The following is a 22839-nucleotide window of genomic DNA, read 5'->3' as shown; positions in this document are numbered from 1 at the left end:
AAAACATTAATTTTTAAGCCTGTAAGCTCCAGCCCTGCCGATATTCACGGGTAACGAATTTATCAGCTTCCGGCGCATTGGTAAACTTCATGTTCACGGAATCCCACATTAATTTTTTGCCGGGTACGCGGGTGGCAATCATGCCCAACAGCATGGTTTCGGTTAAAGGAGCCGAATAATCGAAGCTGGCCGATGGTTGTATTTTGCCGTTTTTGGCGCAACGAACCCAATCCATTTCGTGGTTTTCGTTTTCAATGCGCGGAATGGTTTTGGCGGGTTGTTTGTAGCTGGCCATGCGCGATGCCGGTAATAAACGCGGGTTATCGCCGTACGTTTCGTGCATTAATTTTCCTTTATCACCCACAAATAATACCCCACCAGCTTTATTCATGTTTTCCTCCGGGCCTAACTCGGCGGGTTTAGGCGGCATTAAACCACCATCAAACCAAACCAAGGTAACGGGCGGTTTATTACCGCGGGCCGCAAATTCGTACGTAACCATGGTGCCGCTCGGGTAAGTGCCCGGGTCATTGGCGGTTCCGCCAAAAGGCGTGCTGGTTGCTTCTATACTAATGGGAGCGCCTAATTGTAGAGCCCAATTGGGTTGGTCTAACAAGTGAGCCCCCATATCGCCCAGGGCACCAACGCCATAATCTACCCAGCCCCGCCATTTAAACGGATGGTAAGCCGGGTTGTAAGGCCGCATAGGAGCGGGGCCCACAAATGAATCCCAGTCCAGATTAGCCGGTACAGCTACAGTTTCCTGGGGCCGCGCAATACCCTGGGGCCAGATGGGCCGGTTGGTCCAGGCGTATACGGTTCTAACAGCGCCAATAGCGCCATCGTTTACCCATTCGTGAATTAACCGGGAGCCTTCGCGGGAGTGCCCCTGGTTACCCATTTGGGTTACTATTTTGGCTTTGCGGGCTTCTAGCATGAGTGTACGGGCCTCGTGTACAGTATAGGTAAGCGGTTTTTGTACGTACAAATGTTTTTTACGCCTAATGGCTTCCATGGCAATAACGGCGTGGGTATGATCGGGCGTAGCAATAACAACGCCATCAATATCTTTACCCATTTTATCGAACATAACCCGGTAATCTTTAAACTGCTTGGCTTTAGAAAATTGAGAGTTTAAAAAATTAAAGTTTTCTATTTGCTGGTTTATATTGGCTCGATCTTTTTCGGTTTTGGCACTGGCTAATCTGTTCTGGGCATTCTTAATATCTGTCGGAATTTTAGCGTAAGCTTTGCCGGCAAAATCCCAGTCTACATCGCAAAGAGCCACAATATTCTGGCTTGCTAAATTGAGCAGGTTAGCGCGGCCCATGCCACCCACACCAATACCCGCAATATTCATTTTGTCGCTAGGGGCAATAAAGCCTGGCCCGCCTAAAACGTGTCGGGGAAAAATATAAAACGAAGCGGCAGCGAGGGCAGCCCCTTTAATAAACTGGCGGCGGCTATTCTGTGGTGATTTTTCGTCGGGGTTCTGCAGTAGTTCTCCTGTCATGGTAATGGGTTTTTAGTTGGCTGAGATTCTATTCGTTAGAATTTTTAATTGCGGCTTAAGTTATTAATAATTTTAAACTTTAAAATTTTATCAGCCGGATATTTAATGCAGTAATGACAGAAGAAGTAACCTGGGGCCCTGGTTAAAGCCGAAGAAGCATACAACCGGTTAATTTTTTACTAAAGTTTAATGTGTTTATTTTGTCCGGATTAATGCTTTTGGGTCAATTATAAGTTGTTTTATGTGGATGCTGTTGGGGTTACTGGTATTTCTTTACGGGTGGGTAATCCTGCGCCGGTGGTGGGCCTGGCTTAAACTTAAGCCGGTGGTGGTTCCGGCAACCTATCAACCCAAAACAACCCTTTCGGTAATTATTGCCCTTCGAAACGAAGAAACCCATATTTCAGATTTACTCCAAGATCTAAATAATCAGCAATATCCGGCACACTTACTGGAGGTTATTTTAGTAGATGATCACTCAGAAGACAGCACGGTTAAAGTAATATTGGCCAAAGCACCGGAATTTAAATTTAAATACCGCCTGGTAAAACTAAGCGAAGTAACTACTTTAACCGGCAAGAAAGCCGCCATTGGCAGCGGCATTGCATCGGCGGCCGGCGAATTACTTGTATTTACCGATGGCGATTGCCGCGTGCCACCGCAATGGCTCCAACACCTGGAATATTTGTACACCAGCCGCCAGGCCAAATTTATCAGCGGCCCGGTTAGGTACCACCATTCCAATAATATTTTTAAGCAAATGCAATTATTAGAATTTGCCAGCCTGATTGGCACCGGGGGGAGTTCTATTGCTTTGGGCAAGCCCAACATGTGCAACGGGGCCAACATGGCTTATCCGCGGGAAATATTTAATCAGATAGGCGGTTTTAGCGGCAACGACCACATTCCGTCCGGCGACGACGAATTTATTATGCACAAAGTGCAGCGACTTTATCCGGGTAAAATATTCTTTTTAAAAGCCAGCGCTGCTACGGTTGTTACCGATGCCAAATCTAGTTTAACCGATTTTCTGGCCCAACGCACCCGCTGGGCCAGTAAGTGGCCCGCTTACCAAAAAGCAAATATTAAAGCACTGGCTGTTTTGGTTTTTAGTATAAATTTTGGTTTATTTTTGGCAGCTTTAGCCGTGCTACTGGGTTTTGCCGAATATAAGCCTTTGCTTTTATTACTAAGTTTTAAGATACTGATAGACATATTATTTTTGGTGCCGGTGTTACAGTTCTTCCGGAAAGGTAAATACTGGGTTGGCATTATTCCCTTACAAATCATTTATATCCCTTACGTAGTACTAACGGCTTTAGCCGGTTTAAAAGGAACGTATAGCTGGAAGGGTCGGCAAATCCGTAAAAATTAGTTTGCAGCCCGGTTACATAGATAAAAAATAAAATAGCGTGGAGCGGTCAGAATTATTGCCAGCAAACACATAACTAATTTAAAGATAAAATGAACGATATTGAGTACGATATTCTGGATGAATTATATTTTGTAACGCCCTTCCGGGATATTGCCACCGCTGTAAATATAGAAGAAGATGAGTTGTGCCGGCATTTACAAGAGCTAGTAAATAAAGGCTACGTGAAAGCTTTTTACCCCGACCCGGATACCGAAGTAGAATTAGAAGCAAATCAGTTTCGGCAAAACTGCCCTAAATATTTTTTCTTGGCTACCAAAGCCGGGCTCATGCTGCATAATTCACGCTAAATGGCTGTTAAAACTGGCATAGTGTCGGCGTCTCGGCCTCCTTCTTTTTATATTCGGCAACGCCTTTGGCGCAATAAACCCGCTATGGCCGGCTTGTTTGTTATTTTACTAGCCGCAGGTGCAGCTATTTTGGGCTATCTCATTTTACCTGATGCTACTCCCAACGCAAACGATTCTATTGTGCAGTTACAAAAGAAGCCGCCTGGTTTTACCGTAAAAGTGCTGCGCGTACTAAACCCCAATATTCATACAGAAGAGCCGGCTTTAATCTATAAAATGCTATGGGGAGCCGAGAAAACTTTTACTGAAATTCCGATTGGGCCTTATTACCTAACCGGAGATACCTTGGTAGCTGAGCCGTATATTAAAATGAAAGCCTTGCCGCAGGAAAATATTAAGTTGGCTTTAAGCCAGTTGGTACCCGTCGACTCGGGCCAGGGTACTAAACCAACCGTACAAAACGTTGTGGGTACTAAGCATTACCTGTTAGGTACCGATAGGGCCGGGCGCGATGTACTTAGCCGTTTAGTATTGGGTACACGTATTTCGCTCGGTATTGGGTTAGTAGCGGTATTAATATCCGTATTAGTAGGTATTTTAATTGGCGCTATTGCGGGGTATTTTGGTGGGGTAGTAGATAAAGCTATGTTGTTTTTAATGACAGTGGTGTGGTCGGTGCCCAGTATCATGTTGGTAATCGCTATTTCATTGGCGCTCAACAGCAAAGGCATTTGGGTATCTTTTGTGGCCGTAGGCTTAACCATGTGGGTAGATGTGGCCCGGGTAGTACGCGGACAATTTTTAAGTTTAAAAGAAAAGACGTATATTGAGGCTGCAAAAGTGTTGGGTTTGCCCCGGCACCGGATTATATTGAATCATTTGCTTCCCAACATGACAGGGCCGCTTATTGTAATAGCCACCGCTAATTTTGCCTCGGCTATACTCATGGAGGCTGGTTTAAGTTTTTTGGGGCTGGGGGTGCAGCCGCCAGCTCCATCCTGGGGAATGATGGTCAGTGAAGGCTTTCAACTAATTGGAGCAAAAGCCGGTCTTTTTTTAATATTATTTCCGAGTGCTCTGATAAGTTTATTGGTGTTGAGTTTTAATTTGCTCGGAAACGGGCTACGTGATGCATATGACCCTAAAATCCTCCTTACCAGTTCCCATGGCTGAAGCCGCGGCCGTAAAGAAGGAATTAAACCTGAAAAAACTGGAGCTTTCGGCCTTACTGGAAATTACCCAGGCCATAAACGCCAATATTTCTGAATTTTCGCTTTATAAAATATTCCATTTTACGCTGCTGGCCCAGTTGCACATAAACCGGTTAACCTTGTTTGTGCACGACGATGCCTGGGAATGCAAAGTTTGTTTTGGTACCACTTACAACTTTAAAAACCTGGAAGAGCTGCCGGCCGCTGTTAAAGGTATTACGGAGATTAGCTACATTTCTGATTTAAACCTCGATGCCCGCTGGCAGGAATTTGAAACCGTAATCCCGGTTTTTCAGAACAACAAAATACTGGCCTTTGTCATGATTGGCAATTCGCTGGCTTATTATTCTGATATTGCAGCACTTTCTTTTGTGCAGACCATCAGCAATATAATTATTGTGGCCATGCAAAACCGCAAGTTGGCCCGCCAGCGTTTAGCCGAAGAAGCCATCCGGAACGAGATTAAAATTGCCCGCGAAGTGCAAACCATGCTGTTCCCCAAATCGCTGCCCAATAACCAACAGGTAGCGGTGCACGCCAGCTACATTCCGCACTCTTCCATTGGCGGCGATTATTACGATTGTGTTACCATTAACGAAGACCAGTTTTTGTTTTGCGTGGCCGATGTTTCCGGAAAAGGCGTACCGGCATCTTTGCTGATGTCTAACTTTCAGGCGGGTTTACGCACCATTTTGCGCCAGACCAACGATCTGGTAAAAGTAGTAAACGAATTAAATTACCTGATTTACAACAATGCGATTGCCGAAAAATTTATTACCTCATTTTTAGGTATTTACAATCGACAAACCCGCGAATTGCAGTACATCAATGCCGGTCATAATGCCCCCATTATGCTTTACCAGGATAATTCTTACCAATTATTAACCGAAGGCAGTACCATGTTGGGCATTTTTGATGAACTTCCTTTTATCTCGGTAACCCGTTTTCAGGTACCGCAAAAATCTTTATTGCTCTGCTATACCGATGGGCTAACCGAGGTATTTAACCAAAATGAAGATGAATTTGGTATTGATAATACCGTAAGCTTTTTACAGAATAACCGCTTTTTAAGCTTGCCTAAATTGCACGAATCTTTACTCGATGAAATAAAAATGCATAACCAGGGAAGTACCGCTTTCCAGGACGATATTACCTTACTTTCCTGCCGTTTTAAATAATATACACAGGCTAATAAATTACTATTTGGTTAATTTATTAGCCGAGTGATATTTCTATTTATTTGTTTAATTAAAAGTATAAGCTGGTTAATTGCGCCGCTAACTAACGGTTTCTCCATAAACCGCTTTTAAAAATATATGACCCCCGACACAATGTATCCGGCTGCACGCAACTTAGCCGAAATTCTTCAAAAACATTTTGCCGAACACTTTGCGGAAGCTCGCCGGTTAAAACGCATCCATTTGGGCAACGAACCCACGGCAGAAGTAATCGAGAAAATTGTTGATACGGCTTTTTGGGCCAGCTTGCGGCGCGAAGAAGGCCATTCGCCCAAAATATCGCTGGTTTATTTAAACCCGGAACTTGCCGGGCAAATAATGCAATTTGAGCAGCAGCTACCTTTAACGCCAGACGTACTTACCAAATTAAGTCCGGCTGTAGAACGCCCGGGTATACACCTTGGGGTTTGGAGCGATGGTGGCGAATTATACGTTTGGGGCGCCGTGCGTTCTATCCCGGGCTTATGTTTTGTGCTGGAAGTAGTAGAGCCGGGTTTATTGGTAATTAAGCACCGGCGGCTCGATGGCTTCGGTAAATTTGCGAATGTGGCCGTACTAAAAGGCCAGCAAATTAAAATTATTGATGAACACAGCGCCAGCCTGAAAGAATGTCCGGCTTTAATTTCGTCGCTGTTGGGATTTACCACGCCATCTTTGTGGAATCATTCGGTTAACGTTTTAATTCAGTTGGCTATATCTATGCGGGCGCACGGCCGGGGAGGAACTTTACTGGTGGTACCGGCCAACAGCACTTCCTGGACCGATTCGATTATTCAACCCATTCCTTATTCTGTTTTTCCGGCTTACGAAGGTTTGGCCACGCTCATGCAACAAGACCCGAAGGAGAGAAGCCAGAATATTTGGCTGGGAGCTTTGCGGCAAGCCGTAGATGGGGTGGCCGGTTTAACGGCTGTAGACGGCGCTACCATTATTAGCGATACCTACGAGTTATTGGCCTTTGGTGCCAAAATAGGGCGACCCGAAGGCCACGCACCAGTAACCGAAATGCTGGTAACGGAGCCGGTAATCGGTAGCAAGGCCCAAATCATTCATCCGGCTAAAAACGGCGGCACCCGGCATTTATCGGCGGCGCAATTTGTGCACGATCAACGCGATGCCATGGCTTTGGTAGCGTCGCAAGATGGGCGCTTTACCATTTTTGCGTGGTCGCCGTGCGAGTTAATGGTGCAGGCCCACCGGATAGATACTTTACTTTTATAAATCTGAAAATCAGCAATATTATTTAAGAGAATTTTTAATTTCCTGGGCCATTTGTAAGTGCTGCCGCAGGGCGGGCAAAGTTTTTTCGGCAAAAGCTTTTACCTCGGTGTCTAATTCATTGTTGCTGGCAGCTTCGGTAAAAAGTTTTATATCTTCCTGGTGGTCGGTTACCATCATATCCATGTATTTCCGGTCGAAGGTTGCGCCTTGTAACTCGGCTAATTCGTTAATATGTTTTTGGTGTTTTTCGGCGGGGGCTGCCGGTACCACAATATTTTTGGCGGTGCCTAGTAAATTTAGTTGCTCGCTGGCTTTGACGTGATCGGTTTCCATTTGTTTGCCAAATACCTTTACCTGGTCGTTCTGACTTTGCTTTTGCGCCAGTTTACCCAAAGCAATTTCGGTTAAACTACCGCTGGCAGCCTCTACCATAAAGTCAGAAGCCACTTTATGTTTTTCTTCGGCTGCGCCCGAAATATCATTTTTCTGGGTAGCCTTATTTGTTTGCTCCGCGGTTTCAATCGAAGTTTTATCCGACGAACCAGCGTTACACGCCAAAGTTAAATAACCTGCCGAAATGACCAGGAAATGAATTATTAATTTTTTCATAATCAGTTTTATACAATTTAGAGCGTTTGGCTATACGGGTTAAAATAGTTACAGGTTAATCTTAATAGACAGTACAGAATTTTAATTTTAATACATCAAGATAGCTCAACTATAAATTGCACCCCCAGTAAATGAAGTACCATTCTAAGCACCTTAACTGCCGGTAAAACAGCTAAATAGTTTAAAATAAACTTAAAAAAATACCGTAATATTTAATAAAAATATTTGCACAAATATTAATATTCTCTATATTTAATTTTCTTATTTAAAGCCCTCCTCATGAAACTAATTTTACTTAACCTCTGCTGCAGTTTCTTGCTTTTGAGTTATTCTGTGCAGGCGCAAACTACCACCGAGGGGGTTATTACTTACGAAATTAAACAAACAATTAACCGCCCGTCAGGTATGGCCGGCCCTAATGCGCCAAACGGTTCTGCTAAAACAATTAAGCCAGGCACGGCTCCGTCGCCCACCTATAGTACAACTAAACATGTATTAATATTTAATGCCCAGCAATCTTATTTTAAACCTTACGTGGCCGAAGAGGAAGATTTAGATATGGAAGGGAATACGCGTTTTAATAGTATACCATCTAAAAACGAAACGTATATAGAGGCCAACAGCTTTAAAAAAATAGCAGTAAAGGAATATAGCGGCAAAATTTATTTAATATCCGATACCTTAAAAATATTGCCCTGGAAATTCGGGAAAGAAACAAAAGATATTTTGGGGTATTCGTGTAAGCAAGCTACTTACGTAAATCCAACTACAAAACAAACAACAGTGGCCTGGTACACCGAAAAATTACGTCCCTCTTTAGGGCCGGAGTCTTATTGCTCATTACCCGGAACCATCTTAGAAATAGATACAAATAGCGGCAATAGGGTAGTGCGGGCGCTTTCTATAGACTTACGGCCTTTACGCAAACGTGAGCTGGTAGAACCCACCAAAGGACAGAAAAAAACCGAGAAAGAATATGCAGCTATGGTGGCCGAAGAAATGAAGAAAATGAGCGGCAAGAGTAAAGAAGTAAAAAAATAAACTAAACATATTCCTGTTGCATGAAACATTTTCTACTGCTGGTATTTTTACTGGCGGCCCAGACGGCATTTGCCCAAAAATTCTCAATTAAAGGTAAAATCCTCGACGAAAAGGAGTCGCCGTTGCCGGGAGCTACTATTTTAATCTTGCAGGAGAAAGATTCATCGCTGGTAAATTATTCTACTACCGATGGCCTGGGTTCTTTTGGTATCAATAATATAAATAAAGGCACCTATTTATTAAAAGCTACCTTTGTAGGGTTTGTCCCTTACTTTAAAACTATCAATCCGCCTACCGATAAAAACCAGCTAGACCTGGGTTTTATAAAAATGGTGCCGGTGGCTGCCCAACTAAACGAAATACAGGTACAAGGCGAACGCAACCCTATTGTATTTAAAAAAGATACCGTAGAATACAACGCCGGTTCTTTTACCACGCAGCCCAATGCCAACGTAGAAGAATTGCTTAAAAAGCTGCCCGGCATAGAAGTAGAAACCGATGGTTCTGTAAAGGCGCAAGGCGAAACAGTAACCAAAATAACCGTAGACGGCAAAGCGTTTTTTGGCGGGAATATGCAAATGGCTACCAAAAATTTACCTGCCGATGCTATTGATAAAGTACAGGTAGTAGATCAGAAATCGGAAGCCGCTAAATTTTCTGGGGTAGAGGATGGCCAGCGGGAAAAAGTAATAAACTTAAAACTAAAAAAAGACCGCCGGAAAATGGGGTTTGGCAAAGCCACAGGTGGCGTAGGTACCGACCAGCGCTATTCCGGTAAAGCTATTTACAATAAATTTGATAACGGCAACCAGTTGTCTTTTCTGGGCATGACAAATAATGTAAATGAAACCGGGTTTTCGTTTCAGGAACAATACGAATTTTCGGGTGGTACGCAGCGCCGGAGCTCCAATAATAGTGTAAATTATAGCAACAATGGCTTACCTACCAATTTCGGTAATAACCGCAATGGCCTGAATACAACCGCCGCGGCGGGCATAAATTTCTTTAACCAGCTTAATAAAAAACTTTCGGTTAATGGTTCGTATGCTTTAAACCGGGGCATCAGCGATATTATAAATGAATCTTACAACGAAAACTACCGTCCCAATAATCCTACTTTAATAACCTTTAGCGACGGAACTTCGGCAAACCGGAATATTGGCCACTCCGGCAATATGATCATTGAGTATAAAGATTCTTTAAATACCGCCCGGTTAACGGCCACTACCGGTTACAATATTTATGAATATGCTTCTAACAGCTATTCCCGCCAGGAAGAAGAAGGTATTGCCGAACCCCTCACTTTAAGCCGGTACATTAATAACTCAGAAAGTAACAACTATAATATTAATTCTAATTTGTTTTTAGGGCATCGGTTCCAGAAAAAAGGCCGTTTTATAACCACTACTACCAGGCTAACTAAAAATTTAAATAATTCAGAAGCAGGCTCGGTAAATAATATTACCAGGCGAGGCAGTATTACTACCGATACGGAACGGCAAAATATTAACGAAACGGATAATTTTAATTATGGCGTTCAGCTTGCGTATACCGAACCATTGGGCAAACGTAAATATTTACAAGCCAATTACAATTTTAGCAACCGGCGCGATGCTTCTGACTTTAGATCCTATGATGTAATGAATGATAGATTGCAGTTGAATGAGTTTTTAAGTAATTTATATAGTACCGGCTATTTATACCAACAGGTAGGCTTAACTTTTAGAATGAACCGGGATAACTTTAATTTAAATATTGGAGCAAATGGGCAGCGCTCAGAACTAAGCCGAAAAGTAGAATTAAAGGACGGCAACATTACCCGTAACTTTAGGAATATTTTACCTTTAGCCTCTTTCCGGTATTCTTTCTCGCGTTATAAATCTTTAGATATAGAATATAGGACTTCTATGCAAGAACCCCAGGTTCATCAGTTGCAGCCAATCGTTAATAATTTAAATGAACTGTATATTTACGAGGGCAATCCTAATTTAAGACCAACTTTCAGGCACCAGAATAGCCTCTTTTATAATAGTTATGTTCCGGGGAAAAATACTTCATTTTATGCCAATGTTAATTACACGTATACTACCAACCCCATTGTAAATTCGGTTACCATTAACGAAGGCGTAAGAACCAGCCGCTACGTAAATGTGGCCAACGAAAGCTATGCTTATAGCTCTATAGGTTATAATTTCCAGATAAATAAAATTCACCGGATATCTATAGGACCTCAAGTAAATTTACAACAGCGGCGAAATATGTTTGATGGTGTTGTTGGCAATGTTAATCAACAAAGTAAAGGCGGCAATGTAGGCTACACTTTAAGACTAAACGATTTTGCTAATTTTAGCTTAAAGGCAAATCTAAATTTTGGCAGCACCCATTACGATTTTGAAAGCTACCAGAATCAGACTTTTATTACGAACAATTACACCGCCACCACTTATATAAAATTTTTAAAGAAATTTAATTTTAACGCTGATTTTAACTACTACAGTTATAACAGTTCTTTGCCTAATTCAGACCTGTCTATTCCTCTTTTAAATTTTTCTTTATCGCGTTTTGTGCTGGCCGATAACAAAGGTGAAGTTAAATTAACCGGCACCAATTTACTGAATAAAAACCTGGGCATTAATCAGTATGCTTACGATAATTACTCTTTCCGGAATAGAACCAATTCTATTGGCCGGTATATTATGCTGAGCTTTACTTACTCTCTTAGTAATGCAGTAAAAAGCGCGCCCTCTGTAATAATTAAAAGCTATTAGAACTGGTGTAATGGGGCTGTGTTTTGGATAGCAACAACTTGTAAATACTCAGTTACATAACAGCACAGCAAATAGCTTTAACTTATTATTTTGTTAGGAATCTTCTGCCTGAGATAATAATACAGGAAAATACATAAAAAACGATTAGTTATACGATTGCCGGAATTCCAGCGGCGACAAATTGGTTTTGCTCCGGAATAATTTGCTGAACGACTGCGAATGCTCGAAGCCCAAAGCAAAGGCAATTTCACTTACCGATAAGGTGGTAGTAGACAATTGTTCTTTGGCCTTTTGAATAAGTTTTTCGTGGATGTGCTGTTGGGTGCTTTGGCCGGTTAAGGTTTTTAGTAAGCTGCTTAAATAATTTGGCGATACGTGTAAAGCCTCGGCAATAAATTGCACGGTAGGTAAGCCTTTTTCGGGTAACGCTTCGCTGTTAAAATAATCGGTTAGAATATCTTCCAGCCGGTTTAATAACTGGTGATTGGTAATTTTGCGGGTAATAAACTGGCGGTGGTAAAACCGTTCGGCGTAAGTAAGCAAGAGTTCAACCTGGGCAATAATAACCGGCTGACTAAATTTATCGGAATTACCTAAATATTCCTGCTGAATATTTTGCAGGAGGTTGGTCATGGTTCCTTCTTCTTTCGGCGATAAGAATAAAGCTTCGTGCACAGCATAATCAAAATAATCGTAATGCCGGATGGTGGTGGCCAACGGCGTATTCCATAAAAAGTCGGGGTGGAGGAGCAACATCCATCCCGACCGTTTTACTTCGTTTTCCGGACTGGCTTCCACGCCGTAAACCTGACCAGGCGCAATAAAAAACAGAATACCTTCGTCAAAATCGTATTGCTGCTGCCCGTATTTAAATTTAATATTAAAGTTCCGTTTCAGGGCAATCGAATAAAAGTCCAGCACATAGTTCTGCGGCCCGTGCCCGTGGGTTTGGGGCACCGATTCAAAATTAATAACACTAATTAACGGATGTTCCGGTTTAGGGAGCCCCATGTGCTGGTGGTATTCGCTGATGGTTTTAAACCGGTGCGGATGCGTGGTCGCCATATTTCAAATTACTTAATTTTAATTAAAAGCAGCCGCAAATTCCCGGGCAAAATCTTTCATTTTTACTTTACCCATAACAGCCGGACGGTTGTAAAAATAATCTTCGGCCAATATACCGGTTTCCAATCCGTTATACATTTGAACCAAACCGGCTGCAATTTCGGGGTTCATGCCGGCTGCTTTTAAACCATTTTCTACTTCTTCGTCTTTAATTAAAATCCATTCTAAATCCGGTTTACCAATAGCAGCCCCCAAAATAGTTACCGTTTCGGTGCCGGTTAATTCTTCGCTGGCTATGTAGCGAACTTTAGGACCTCCGGAAGGTGTTAACAGCTCTTCTGCTGCTACTTCTGCAATATCTTTCGTCGAAACCCAGGGTATCTTATTTGCTCCTCCATAATTGGCGGCAATAAAACCCTGCTGTTTTATCATATCGGCGTAGCCATAAAGGTTGTAATAAAAAGAAGCCGGGCGTAAATGGGTAATGCTAATAACCGGAGGCAATGCGTTCAGGATTTGCTCTACATCGTGGGCGCCCCGCAAAATGCCATTACCTGCTTCTAAATGCGCACCAATGCTGCTTAAGTTTACCACCCGTTTCACGCCCGATGTTTGAATAGCTTGCGCATAGTTTTGGCCAAGCTGGCGGTAATAAGCTAATATATCCAGGCTTGGATCGAAGTAATTATTAGGTGGCACCATGGTATATACGGCATCGGCACCAGTAAAAGTAGCGGTTAAAAAATGTACATCTTCCAGCGAGCCAATGGCGGCGGTTGCGCCCAGTTCCGCAATAGCGTTGTGCTTGTCCGGGCTGCTGCTGATAACTGTAACAGCATGGCCTTTTTGTACTAAATTCTGGGTTAAGGGTTGGCTAATGTGGCCCAAAGAGCCGGTTACAACAATTTTCATACGTTTTTGCTTTTGGTTTACAGAAGCAAAATTCCGAACTTCTGTATTTCTTCTTGTAGCCGAATCTATGGTTGTTGTAGCCGTTTATAATCAAAGAAACAGGTTAAAAATACGCTCCAATTGTATCTAATAAATAATTCATTTAGAATTGTTATTTTATTTATTTAAAGCGTTCAAGAACCTTTCCGGATAACGGGTTCCCGATACAATGCCGGCGGGCATAACGGCGTCAATAGTTTGTAAGTCTTTAGCAGTTAGCTGCACGTTTTCCGCGGCAATATTTTCATTAAGATGCTTGATGCGCTTAGAACCCGGAATCGTAATAATATCCTCTCCCTGCGCCAAAACCCAGGCAATGGCTAATTGGGCAGGAGTGCAGCCTTTTTCGATAGCCAGTGACTTAATTTTTTCTACCAATTCCAAATTTTTATAAAAATTTTCGCCCTGGTAGCGAGGCATGTGGGCCCGACTATCTTTAATATCTTCTGGCTTTTTAAATTCTCCGCTTAAAAAGCCCCGGCTTAAAGGTGCGTAAGCCACCAAACCAATGCCTAATTCCCGAATAGTAGGAAGAACTTCCTGTTCAATATCCCGGCTCCAGAGCGAGTATTCTATTTGCAATGCGGTTACCGGATGAACAGCAGCTGCTTTCCGGATGGAATCGGCAGATGCTTCGGATAAACCAATGTACCGGATTATGCCTTTTTGTACCAGATCGGCCAGGGCACCCATGGTTTCTTCCACTGGTACGTTCGGGTCTATTCTGCCTGGCGTATATAAATCAATAAAATCTGTTTTTAGCCGGCGCAAACTGTAAAAAACCGCGTTTTGCAAATAATCCGGACGGGCATTTACAGAACCCGGCCCCATTGCCCTGTTAGGACCGGGAGCCAATAGTTGGCCGGTTTTAACCGAAAGAAAAGCTTTATTCCGTTTACCCTTAATGGCCTGCCCAATCAGTTCTTCATTATGCCCGGCAAGATAATAATCGGCGGTATCTAAAAAGTTATGGCCCATTTCCAGCGCCCGCTCAATGGTAGCAATGGCTTCTTTTTCGTCGGATTGCCCGTAAGCGCCCGACATACCCATGCAGCCTAAGCCAACGGCCGATACTGCTGGCCCGTTTGTTCCTAATATTCTGGTCTTTTTTTGATTTGGTTCTATTGCTTTGTTCATCGTTATATATTTTTGATGCACAAAGATGAACAGAACCTGGCGGAAGAAGCCGGACAAAACATATTAGTTCCCGGACAAATCCTGAAAGAATTCGGCTATGGTTTTACCAGTAACTTTTTTAAATAGCCGGGAAAAATATTCCGGGTCGTTAAAACCAAGTTCAAAAGCCAGTTCTTTAATGGACGAGCTTTCGGCATAATACAACCGGCGCCTGGCTTCTAATATTAAACGGTTCGTAATAAATTCTTTGGGAGAAAGTCCGGAGTAGTGCTTCACAATTTGATATAAACCACTGGTATTAATAGCTAATTCTTCGGCTATATTGCTGATGGTCGGATGATTAGTCAGGTTATTTTCTACAAAAACCTTGAAGTTGATATATTTAGAAAGTTTTCCGTTGGTCGGGTTTGGTTGTGTAGCAAAATAGGCGGTGTTTATTTCGGTGAGCAAGCTGTTCAGATGAGCCAGAATCAATTCCGGCTCCGTTTCGCTAATGCTTAAAAGCTGGAGCAATATTTCAAAAATAGCTTTCAGGCGTCGGGCCGCTGCCGGGGCAAAACTTATTTTTTGATTGTTTAAAGGATTTACCAGGAACGGATATTGTTTAGGTAACCGGGAAAGGCAGCTTTCATCAAAACCTATTTTAAAGTAGTCAGTACCGTGTTGGGCATTAGGCAGCTCGTGTACCTGGTGCGGCAATATAAAAAGTAGCTCCTGGTTATTAACTTCAAATTGCTGCAGGTCTACGCTATGGCGGGTACAGCCATCCAGCATAAAAAGAAAAAAATAATACGGCGTGCGATGGACATTCCCAAAGTTAGCTGCAGCTTCGGGCGATAAATGGCCAAAATCCGGTGAAACGATGCGGATGGGTAATTTATCGTTCTGCTTATAATGATTCAGGAAAGAGTCCATGTTCTCCATAAAGCAAAAGTAGGTAAATATTACTAGTGGTTAATGACTTACATGTTCGGAGTTATGCCTTTAAAAATACCGCAGTAACTTTCGCGCTTAAATGAGTCTTCGCAAACCCTTTTACCAGCTATCGCTTTTGTGCTACTTATTTACTTAACTGGATTAAAAAAGTGGAGAAATGTTTATCTGCCAGATTTTTCGATAAAATTGTAAAAGAATACTCTTACTAATCCCCGCCACTCCTAAGTCATTGACCCGATAACTATGCGGATATAATTCTACCGGAATGGCGGGGGAAAAGATAGTTTTTAAGGATTTCTACAGCCGCTAATTTTAAACCTAAATATTTCTCTAAAAAGTTTTTCGAAATGACATTTATTCAGGCTTGTTCCTCAGCCAAACGGACCTTCTATTAAAACTAAAACTAAAAAGCCGTAGAAGTACCTAAAGCTTCAAAAGCGGCTAAATCCTGCTGAATAATATTTATTTTAGTTTGCGCCATATCGTAGGCATCCTGGCCTAAAAACAAATGTACCGGTGGGTTGGGGTTGGCCGCTACAGCCATTAATACGTGGGCGGCTTTTTCCGGGTCGCCGGGTTGGTTGCCTTGTATTTGGTTTTCATGCAAGGCTTCTACTTGTCGGGCCGAGGTATAAGCCGCGATAGGTTGCTGCGGCAAGTTAAGCGAACCTTTCGACAAAAAATTGGTGCGAAAATAACCGGGATAAACCACGGTAGCCGTTATGCCAAATTCCTTTGCTTCGGCGGACAGGCTTTCGGTAAAACCTGCTACGGCAAATTTAGTAGCACAGTAAATGCCCCAGCCCGGAAAATTACCAATAAACCCGCCAATAGAGGCAATGTTAAATATAGCACCCGCTTGCTGCGCCCGCATTTGCGGCATTACCTGCCGGATTACGTTTAACGCGCCAAATACATTAACATCAAAATTTTGCCGCGATTCGGCGTCGCTTAATTCTTCTAAGGTGCCTAACTGGCCGTAGCCGGCGTTGTTTACCACTACATCTAGCCGGCCAAATTTATTTATGGTTTGGGTTACGGCAGCGGCCACACTTTGCTCGTTTACCAAATCTACAGCTAAGGCTAAGAAGCTTTCTGATACAACGTTTACGGCCTGCGTTAATTCTTCGGCGTTGCGGGAAGTGGCGGCTACCTGGTAGCCTTGGGTTAATAATTTTTTTACCAGCGTTAACCCTAATCCTTTAGAAGCGCCGGTTACCAGCCAAACTTTTTTGTTGTTGTCCATTTTCTGAATCTTTTATCGTTTTTAGATGCAGCAAAATTAGGCAAGACAACCCCGTTGGCAGATGCGCAGAGCAAACCAATAATTGCAAAAATCAAACATCTACACCGCTCTAAAAGATTTAGGTGTTAGTTGGGTATGTTTCTTAAAAAAATTTATAAAATGCGGCGGTTCTTCAAAGCCTAAACAATACCCGATTTCCGAAATATTCCAGTTGCTGTGTTTTAATAAAGCTTTAGCTTCCTGGGTGATGCGCTCGCCTACAATCTGGGAAGTGGTTTTACCCATCGTTTCTTTTATGGCCCGGTTTAAATGGTTCACGTGTACTGCCAACTGGTTCGCAAAATCAATCGGGGCCCGCAGTTTCATCCGTTGGCCCGGCGACTCAATCGGAAATTGCCGCTCCAGCAACTCCATAAACAAGCCCGCAATACGCGTAGACGCGTTCTGATTGGTGTATAAGCCGGTTAGCGGTTGCATTTTCTGCGCCAGATGCACCAGTTCAAACACCAGCGTCCGGATGGCATCGTACTTGTATATATAATCCGATTCTATTTCGGTTAGTATTTTTAAATATATTGCTTTTACCTTTTCTAATTCGTCATCGGTTAAGAAAAAGACAGGATGACCGCCCGGCTTAAAAACCGGGTATTCTTTAATATTGCCAAATTGGCTAAAGAAAGTTTCGGTGAAAATGCAAAAGTAACCCGACTGTTCTTCCGTTAAATATTCCCAGTTATAGGGTATTTGCGGATTCGCAAAAAACAAGGCCTGTTTTTCAATATCAATGGTTTTGTCGGCGTAGTGCACCCGGTTTTTACCAATTATCAGGCTGATTTTAAAGAAATCTTTCCGGCTGTAGGGGATGGTTTGCGCATATTTGCAGATAAAGTCCTCCAGTTTAAAAATATTAAAGTGGCCCATCTCCTTGCCTAAGTTATCGGGCATCCAGTTCAGTTTTATCTGATAAAAATCTTCGATGGTTTCCGTCTTGTTCATAGCGCAAAGTTACAAAAATCAAACATACGTAAAAATAGGGTTAGAGGAAAGATTAATTGCGTGTGCTTAAAGTTTAGGTAAGTTTGCAGTGGTCGGTTGAGATAAATAATCGGAACTGAATGCAAGTACCATCCTGTTTGTGCACTACTTTACCAGTTTCTGCAGGATTATTTAAATCGCTAAACCCCTTTATTGACAAAATCTGTTCCTTTATAGACCTTGGGCTGGCATTTCTTATTTTTCATTTGCTCGCTTTTGTGAAAAGGGATTTCGAGTTTATTTAACCTACCTATTAATAATAGCTAAAGCGATTAAGGATTTGGGAAATATTGAGAAGTTCTGATTTCATTTATAAATCTGCAACGCGCTGCCGATATTCTCTAGGTGAAATACCCAGAACCTTCCGCACATATCTGGTAAAAAAAGACCGGCTGGAGAAATTCATTTCGTCGGCAATCTCCGAAATATTTAAGTTCTTATTTTGCAAGAGTACAATTATTCTTTCCCGGGCATAACGTTGTATCCATTCGGAGGCGGTTATACCAGAATTTTGTTTACACACAAAATTTAAATACTTGGACGTAATATTTAAACGGTTAGCATAAAATTGCACCTCCCGTTCCTGCATACAATGTTGTTGCACCAAATACATAAACCGGTCATACAACGACCCACTTTCTAACGTTCGTTTCCGGTGCTCATATTCATTGGCAAAGGTGTGCCACATTTCCAAAATAAATAACTGCATCTGCAGTTTCAACACTTCCGCATAAAAACGGTGTTTGGTTTTCAAAAATTTCTCGTGCAGGAGCCTGAAATTGGAAAGCACTCTTTGCTTGTCAATTTCTTCATTCAGATGCAAGATGGGGTTTTCTTTGGAGTGCAAAACCACATCAATACTCCAGCTCTGGTCGGGAATATTAGCAAACAGGAAATCTTTCTCTACCAATAAAATAATGGCTTTAAACTTTTTCGAAACAGTTAGTTCCGCCAGCTTGCTATCGGCAAACCAAAATACAAATTCGCCAGGGTTACAGGTATAGGTTCTGTCATTAAAAATAAAGCTTAAATTTCCAGCCTGGCAATAAATATGGGTATGATACTGGTGCAGGAACCCATCAGACAAGGGCATATTTCCCCGAGCTTCAAATAAAACAATCCTATCGTCTGTTGCTTTTTCTAATTCCATAATCCTGATTTTACCAACCATAAGTAATATTTGACATTATCTGCGTGATTAGTGTAACAAATAACGTAATTTTTAAGGATAAATTTGTCATCTGCAACGTTAAAGGAACATGAAATCGAAAGACTCAGAAATTTTTAAAAGGCTGTTAAATGGCGAGCCTGTTCCATTTACCGATTCAGAATATTTTAAAATTATAGAGGCCTGTAATGAGACCAGGAAGTTGCTTATACAATTAAATAATGAACCGGATACCATGGAAATCAGGAAGTTACTGAGCGGGATAATTGCAACGGAAGTTGATGTCAGTACTACCCTTATTCCGCCCTTGCAAATTAATTATGGCAAGAATACCAAAATAGGCAAAAATGTATTTATCAATTTTGATTGTACCTTTTTGGATTTGGGGGGCATCGAGATTGAAGATAATGTGATGCTGGCTCCCAAAGTAAGCTTGTTGTCCGAAGGCCATCCGGTATCAGTTAACGAGAGACAAACCCTGACGGCAGGTAAGATTCATATAAAGAAAAATGCCTGGATTGGCGCAAACACCACCATTTTACCAAGTGTTACCATCGGCGAAAATTCGGTAGTGGCCGCCGGGGCGGTGGTGTCCAAAGATGTACCCGCTAATACTGTAGTTGGTGGAATACCCGCCAAATTTATTAAAACAATAGCTTAATAACTGGTTAATCAGCTAGTTATTTCGGATTAATTAGCTGAGCTGATTTATACAACTGAACCAATATCATTCCATTTAATAAACTATCAACCTATTTCCAAGAGCATATAAAACCGGTAAAGCCACAGAACCGGTGAAGGCTCCTGTGGTTTGGTAGGTAAAATTATTAATCATTTCTAAAATATACCCTGATGAAATATCCTCTAATTGTTCTATTCACTTTTTCAATTTTGCTGCATTTAAATGCGCATGCCCAGGTAAAAAGGAAGGCTGCCATTCCGGACTCCAACGCCATTTTCCCGAAAGGTGAATTAGGACCGGTCCAGAACTTTACCGGCAAGGCCTGGAATTTTGGTTTAGTAGCCAATGACAGCATCTACAACACCCTGATGGGCAATGTCTATTTTGAGCCGGGTGCCCGGAGCAACTGGCACATTCATCCGGCCGGGCAAATACTGGTTATTACCGATGGCGAAGGTTATCACCAGATAAAAGGGCAACCCCGCCAAACCATCAAAAAAGGTGATGTAATCAAGTGTCCGCCCAATGTAATGCACTGGCACGGCGCCAGCCCAAAAAGCGGCATGCAGCAACTTTATATTTTACCCAATACCGAAAAAGGAATTGTGCAATGGCTGCACCCGGTTTCGGATGAAGAATATACCAAGGTTAATTAAAGTGCTGGTAATTAAAGCCTAACTACTATGAAATATTCACTCTTAATTATTTTCTCGCTTTTATTCATGTCGGCCAGTTTTGCCTCTTGTAAAAAAGAAACGTCTGCGCCCAACACCTCCCAACCCGAGACTATTAACGGAAATAATAGCACCAACCCAACCGGAAGTAAAATGAAAATAAAAATTGGCACCAGCACCTTTATCGGCACGCTTTTCAATAATACCTCGGCTGCCGCTTTTAAAGCTTTGTTGCCTTTAACTCTGAATATGCGCGACCTAAATAGCAACGAGAAATTTTTTGATTTTGCTAATATTTTGCCAACCAACGCCGCCAACACGGGAGCCATTCAAACCGGCGATTTGATGCTTTACGGCAATAAAACCTTGGTACTTTTTTACAAATCATTTTCTACCTCCTACAGCTACACCAAACTGGGGCGCATCGATAATGCATCTGCCTTGCAAACGGCATTAAACGCTGGGAATGTAGCCGTTACGTTTGAACTGGAATAAATTTTAACGGTGTAACCAGAAGAACTAAGCTATTTTACAGAAGCCTGGTTTCCAAAAGCAATCATAGGAAATACAACATTAGAAATAGAAATAAAAATAAATCATAACTATGCAAGACCATAATCAATCATCCAGAAGGAAATTTATGCAGAAAACGGCAATGGCAGGTGCAGGATTAATGCTTGCTAATCCATTACAGGTTTTTTCTTTATCCAGGCAGCCATTTGTGCTGGGTAAAAATATTAAATCGAAAGGCTACGCCGGCAAAGACGAACATGGAAAATTAACTTCTTGGAACTTTGAACGCCGGGCCGTTGGCGACAACGATGTGTTAATTAATATTAAATATTCGGGTATTTGCCATTCCGATATTCATACCATTAAAGGACATTGGGGCAAACAAACTTATCCGCAAGTACCCGGACACGAAATAGCCGGCATCGTTGCGGCCGTGGGTAAAAACGTGACCAAATTTAAAGTGGGCGATAAAGCCGGAGTAGGTTGCATGGTGAACAGTTGTATGCAATGCGATAGTTGTAAAAAGGGGCAGGAACACCACTGCGAAACCACCGGAATGGTTGGAACTTATGGTACACCTGAACCATCATCGCCTACGGGTATCACCCAGGGAGGATATTCTAATAACATCGTCGTAACCGAACACTTTGCCATCAAAATTCCGAAGGATATTGACCTGCAATATGCCGCGCCATTGCTTTGCGCGGGCATCACCACTTATTCACCGATGATGCAATACGATGTAAAAAAGAATGACAAAGTAGGTGTGGTAGGCATTGGCGGTTTAGGACACATGGCCATTAAAATAGCCGTTTCAAAAGGTGCGGAGGTGTATGCTTTTACCACTTCTCCGGCCAAGGTTAACGATATAAAAGGGTTTGGTGCTAAAGAAGTTATTGTGGTGGATGCAGCAGATAAACTAAAACCCTGGAAAGGTAAGTTGGATTACATGATTTCAACGGTACCATACGCTTACGAAATGTCAGGCTATATTGATTGTGTAAAGCCTTATGGGTATTTCACCCAAGTTGGGCAGCCTGTTAACGGGGCACTCGCCATCAATAACTTCAACATGATTTTTAACCGGGTAAATTTTAACGGTTCGCTCATTGGCGGTATTCCGGAAACCCAGGAGGTGATGGACTACTGTGCTAAACAAAAAATCTATCCGCAAATCCAAATGATTAAAGCCACAGAGATAAATGATGCCTGGGAAAAGGTGGTGAATAAAGAAGCCCGTTACCGGTATGTTATTGATGTGGCAACCATTTAAAATTAAAAATATTCAATTTTGGAAAATAATATCGAAGGTAAAGTAGTAGTAATTACAGGCGCAAGCAGTGGCCTGGGCGAAGCGGCAGCCAAGCACTTGTCGGCGCTGGGTGCAACGGTTGTACTAGGCGCCAGAAGAGCGGACAGAATTGAAAAGCTGGCTCAGGAGCTCCAGGACAATGGTGGAAAAGCCCTTGCCTTTGCTGTAGATGTAACGCAACGGGAACAGGTAATGAGCCTGATGGATGCAACTGTTGAGCAATTTGGGCGGGTAGACGTCTTACTCAATAATGCGGGTATCATGCCCCTATCACTGGTGGAGAGCCTCCATGTCGATGAATGGGATAAAATGATAGACGTTAATCTGAAAGGAGTGCTTAATGGTATCGCTGCCGCTCTCCCTTACATGAAAGAGCAGAAGTCTGGACAAATTATCAACACGGCTTCTGTAGCTGGTCATAAAGTATTTAGTGGCTCTGCGGTTTACTCTGCTACAAAATTTGCCGTTCGTGCCTTAACAGAAGGCTTACGTATGGAAGTGAAGCCCTACAATATTCGGACAACAATTGTTTGTCCCGGTGCAGTTAAAACAGAGTTGCTGGAGCATATTACAGACGCAGGTGTTCGGCAGGCCAACCAGGATTATGTAGGTGCGGTAGGCCTTAACCCGGACTCGCTTGCCCGGGTGGTCGCTTTTGCCATCAGCCAGCCGGAAGATGTAGACATCAACGAAATAATCTTCCGTCCTACATCCCAGGAACTTTAAAATAAATTGTGCTTGTAGCGGTCATAGACTGTTGTGGCGCAACAATAAGGAGGCGGGTAAGTAGACTAAAA

21 protein-coding genes are annotated in these 22839 nt (G+C 42.5%); 12 read left to right on the top strand and 9 right to left on the bottom strand.

Features of this window, described 5'->3' with window-relative positions; all coding sequences use genetic code 11:
* Window positions 1-13 precede the first annotated feature (13 nt).
* A complete protein-coding gene (locus ACO1R6_RS11020) occupies window positions 14-1513 on the bottom strand; it encodes a Gfo/Idh/MocA family protein (protein WP_486264718.1) in 1500 nt (499 codons plus the stop codon).
* A 241-nt stretch (window positions 1514-1754) separates the two neighbouring features.
* Here ACO1R6_RS11020 and ACO1R6_RS11015 point away from each other — a divergent pair, with 241 nt between their 5' ends.
* From ACO1R6_RS11015 to ACO1R6_RS10995, 5 genes are all read left to right on the top strand, one after another.
* The gene (locus tag ACO1R6_RS11015; RefSeq protein ID WP_486264715.1) at window positions 1755-2888 is read left to right on the top strand and encodes a glycosyltransferase; all 1134 of its coding nucleotides are present in this window, start codon (window positions 1755-1757) and stop codon (window positions 2886-2888) included.
* An 89-nt stretch (window positions 2889-2977) separates the two neighbouring features.
* Window positions 2978-3235 (top strand): hypothetical protein, encoded by a 258-nt coding sequence (locus ACO1R6_RS11010; protein ID WP_486264713.1) that lies wholly within the window; start codon window positions 2978-2980, stop codon window positions 3233-3235.
* Window positions 3236-4408 (top strand): ABC transporter permease, encoded by a 1173-nt coding sequence (locus tag ACO1R6_RS11005; protein ID WP_486264711.1) that lies wholly within the window; start codon window positions 3236-3238, stop codon window positions 4406-4408.
* Window positions 4401-5624: a PP2C family protein-serine/threonine phosphatase gene (locus tag ACO1R6_RS11000; protein WP_486264709.1), complete on the top strand. Its 1224-nt coding sequence runs from the start codon at window positions 4401-4403 to the stop codon at window positions 5622-5624. Before ACO1R6_RS11005 ends, ACO1R6_RS11000 begins: the two co-directional genes overlap by 8 nt.
* A 138-nt stretch (window positions 5625-5762) precedes the next feature.
* Window positions 5763-6905, top strand: coding sequence for a putative sensor domain DACNV-containing protein (locus ACO1R6_RS10995; protein ID WP_486264707.1), 1143 nt, complete (start codon window positions 5763-5765; stop codon window positions 6903-6905).
* 18 nt (window positions 6906-6923) lie between these two features.
* On the opposite strand, the gene ACO1R6_RS10990 is transcribed toward ACO1R6_RS10995, so the two are convergent.
* Complete coding sequence (locus ACO1R6_RS10990; protein WP_486264706.1) at window positions 6924-7514, bottom strand: DUF4142 domain-containing protein; 591 nt, start codon at window positions 7512-7514, stop codon at window positions 6924-6926.
* A gap of 279 nt (window positions 7515-7793) precedes the next feature.
* Here ACO1R6_RS10990 and ACO1R6_RS10985 point away from each other — a divergent pair, with 279 nt between their 5' ends.
* Together ACO1R6_RS10985 and ACO1R6_RS10980 are read left to right on the top strand one after the other, a co-directional pair.
* A complete protein-coding gene (locus ACO1R6_RS10985) occupies window positions 7794-8555 on the top strand; it encodes a GLPGLI family protein (protein ID WP_486264704.1) in 762 nt (253 codons plus the stop codon).
* 20 nt (window positions 8556-8575) lie between these two features.
* Entirely contained in the window at window positions 8576-11323 is a 2748-nt protein-coding gene (locus ACO1R6_RS10980) for an outer membrane beta-barrel protein (protein WP_486264702.1), read from the top strand.
* A gap of 144 nt (window positions 11324-11467) precedes the next feature.
* On the opposite strand, the gene ACO1R6_RS10975 is transcribed toward ACO1R6_RS10980, so the two are convergent.
* The 7 genes from ACO1R6_RS10975 to ACO1R6_RS10945 form a co-directional block, all read right to left on the bottom strand.
* Window positions 11468-12388, bottom strand: coding sequence for a helix-turn-helix domain-containing protein (locus tag ACO1R6_RS10975; protein ID WP_486264700.1), 921 nt, complete (start codon window positions 12386-12388; stop codon window positions 11468-11470).
* Between the two features lie 18 nt (window positions 12389-12406).
* Window positions 12407-13300 (bottom strand): NmrA family NAD(P)-binding protein, encoded by an 894-nt coding sequence (locus tag ACO1R6_RS10970; protein ID WP_486264698.1) that lies wholly within the window; start codon window positions 13298-13300, stop codon window positions 12407-12409.
* A gap of 156 nt (window positions 13301-13456) precedes the next feature.
* On the bottom strand, window positions 13457-14476 hold the full coding sequence (locus ACO1R6_RS10965) for an aldo/keto reductase (RefSeq protein ID WP_486264696.1): 1020 nt from the start codon (window positions 14474-14476) through the stop codon (window positions 13457-13459).
* 63 nt (window positions 14477-14539) lie between these two features.
* Window positions 14540-15400, bottom strand: a complete 861-nt coding sequence (locus ACO1R6_RS10960; RefSeq protein ID WP_486264694.1) for an AraC family transcriptional regulator — start codon at window positions 15398-15400, stop codon at window positions 14540-14542.
* A 415-nt stretch (window positions 15401-15815) separates the two neighbouring features.
* On the bottom strand, window positions 15816-16658 hold the full coding sequence (locus ACO1R6_RS10955) for an SDR family oxidoreductase (RefSeq protein WP_486264692.1): 843 nt from the start codon (window positions 16656-16658) through the stop codon (window positions 15816-15818).
* Between the two features lie 99 nt (window positions 16659-16757).
* Entirely contained in the window at window positions 16758-17654 is an 897-nt protein-coding gene (locus ACO1R6_RS10950; RefSeq protein WP_486264690.1) for a helix-turn-helix domain-containing protein, read from the bottom strand.
* A 349-nt stretch (window positions 17655-18003) separates the two neighbouring features.
* On the bottom strand, window positions 18004-18843 hold the full coding sequence (locus tag ACO1R6_RS10945) for an AraC family transcriptional regulator (RefSeq protein ID WP_486264689.1): 840 nt from the start codon (window positions 18841-18843) through the stop codon (window positions 18004-18006).
* Window positions 18844-18952: 109 nt separating this feature from the next.
* On the opposite strand from ACO1R6_RS10945, the gene ACO1R6_RS10940 reads away from it, so the two are divergent.
* The 5 genes from ACO1R6_RS10940 (at window position 18953) to ACO1R6_RS10920 (ending at window position 22768) form a co-directional block, all read left to right on the top strand.
* Window positions 18953-19522 (top strand): sugar O-acetyltransferase, encoded by a 570-nt coding sequence (locus ACO1R6_RS10940; protein WP_486264687.1) that lies wholly within the window; start codon window positions 18953-18955, stop codon window positions 19520-19522.
* Between the two features lie 191 nt (window positions 19523-19713).
* Complete coding sequence (locus ACO1R6_RS10935) at window positions 19714-20199, top strand: cupin domain-containing protein (protein WP_486264685.1); 486 nt, start codon at window positions 19714-19716, stop codon at window positions 20197-20199.
* Window positions 20200-20226: 27 nt separating this feature from the next.
* Complete coding sequence (locus tag ACO1R6_RS10930; RefSeq protein WP_486264683.1) at window positions 20227-20712, top strand: cyclophilin-like fold protein; 486 nt, start codon at window positions 20227-20229, stop codon at window positions 20710-20712.
* A gap of 109 nt (window positions 20713-20821) precedes the next feature.
* Window positions 20822-22003, top strand: coding sequence for an NAD(P)-dependent alcohol dehydrogenase (locus tag ACO1R6_RS10925; protein WP_486264681.1), 1182 nt, complete (start codon window positions 20822-20824; stop codon window positions 22001-22003).
* Window positions 22004-22021: 18 nt separating this feature from the next.
* Complete coding sequence (locus tag ACO1R6_RS10920) at window positions 22022-22768, top strand: SDR family oxidoreductase (RefSeq protein ID WP_486264680.1); 747 nt, start codon at window positions 22022-22024, stop codon at window positions 22766-22768.
* The last annotated feature ends 71 nt before the right edge of the window (window positions 22769-22839 follow it).

Source organism: Adhaeribacter sp., assembly GCF_057359045.1.
Note: the sequence above shows the minus strand (reverse complement) of the source record. Positions and strands in the feature narration are given on the sequence as shown.

What these genes read in the sequence shown, in the direction of transcription:
- ACO1R6_RS11020 (WP_486264718.1), bottom strand. Translation starts at nt 1,513, where the DNA reads ATGACAGGAGAACTACTGCAGAACCCCGACGAAAAATCACCACAGAAT.
- ACO1R6_RS11015 (WP_486264715.1), top strand. Translation starts at nt 1,755, where the DNA reads ATGTGGATGCTGTTGGGGTTACTGGTATTTCTTTACGGGTGGGTAATC.
- ACO1R6_RS11010 (WP_486264713.1), top strand. Translation starts at nt 2,978, where the DNA reads ATGAACGATATTGAGTACGATATTCTGGATGAATTATATTTTGTAACG.
- ACO1R6_RS11005 (WP_486264711.1), top strand. Translation starts at nt 3,236, where the DNA reads ATGGCTGTTAAAACTGGCATAGTGTCGGCGTCTCGGCCTCCTTCTTTT.
- ACO1R6_RS11000 (WP_486264709.1), top strand. Translation starts at nt 4,401, where the DNA reads ATGGCTGAAGCCGCGGCCGTAAAGAAGGAATTAAACCTGAAAAAACTG.
- ACO1R6_RS10995 (WP_486264707.1), top strand. Translation starts at nt 5,763, where the DNA reads ATGACCCCCGACACAATGTATCCGGCTGCACGCAACTTAGCCGAAATT.
- ACO1R6_RS10990 (WP_486264706.1), bottom strand. Translation starts at nt 7,514, where the DNA reads ATGAAAAAATTAATAATTCATTTCCTGGTCATTTCGGCAGGTTATTTA.
- ACO1R6_RS10985 (WP_486264704.1), top strand. Translation starts at nt 7,794, where the DNA reads ATGAAACTAATTTTACTTAACCTCTGCTGCAGTTTCTTGCTTTTGAGT.
- ACO1R6_RS10980 (WP_486264702.1), top strand. Translation starts at nt 8,576, where the DNA reads ATGAAACATTTTCTACTGCTGGTATTTTTACTGGCGGCCCAGACGGCA.
- ACO1R6_RS10975 (WP_486264700.1), bottom strand. Translation starts at nt 12,388, where the DNA reads ATGGCGACCACGCATCCGCACCGGTTTAAAACCATCAGCGAATACCAC.
- ACO1R6_RS10970 (WP_486264698.1), bottom strand. Translation starts at nt 13,300, where the DNA reads ATGAAAATTGTTGTAACCGGCTCTTTGGGCCACATTAGCCAACCCTTA.
- ACO1R6_RS10965 (WP_486264696.1), bottom strand. Translation starts at nt 14,476, where the DNA reads ATGAACAAAGCAATAGAACCAAATCAAAAAAAGACCAGAATATTAGGA.
- ACO1R6_RS10960 (WP_486264694.1), bottom strand. Translation starts at nt 15,400, where the DNA reads ATGGAGAACATGGACTCTTTCCTGAATCATTATAAGCAGAACGATAAA.
- ACO1R6_RS10955 (WP_486264692.1), bottom strand. Translation starts at nt 16,658, where the DNA reads ATGGACAACAACAAAAAAGTTTGGCTGGTAACCGGCGCTTCTAAAGGA.
- ACO1R6_RS10950 (WP_486264690.1), bottom strand. Translation starts at nt 17,654, where the DNA reads ATGAACAAGACGGAAACCATCGAAGATTTTTATCAGATAAAACTGAAC.
- ACO1R6_RS10945 (WP_486264689.1), bottom strand. Translation starts at nt 18,843, where the DNA reads ATGGAATTAGAAAAAGCAACAGACGATAGGATTGTTTTATTTGAAGCT.
- ACO1R6_RS10940 (WP_486264687.1), top strand. Translation starts at nt 18,953, where the DNA reads ATGAAATCGAAAGACTCAGAAATTTTTAAAAGGCTGTTAAATGGCGAG.
- ACO1R6_RS10935 (WP_486264685.1), top strand. Translation starts at nt 19,714, where the DNA reads ATGAAATATCCTCTAATTGTTCTATTCACTTTTTCAATTTTGCTGCAT.
- ACO1R6_RS10930 (WP_486264683.1), top strand. Translation starts at nt 20,227, where the DNA reads ATGAAATATTCACTCTTAATTATTTTCTCGCTTTTATTCATGTCGGCC.
- ACO1R6_RS10925 (WP_486264681.1), top strand. Translation starts at nt 20,822, where the DNA reads ATGCAAGACCATAATCAATCATCCAGAAGGAAATTTATGCAGAAAACG.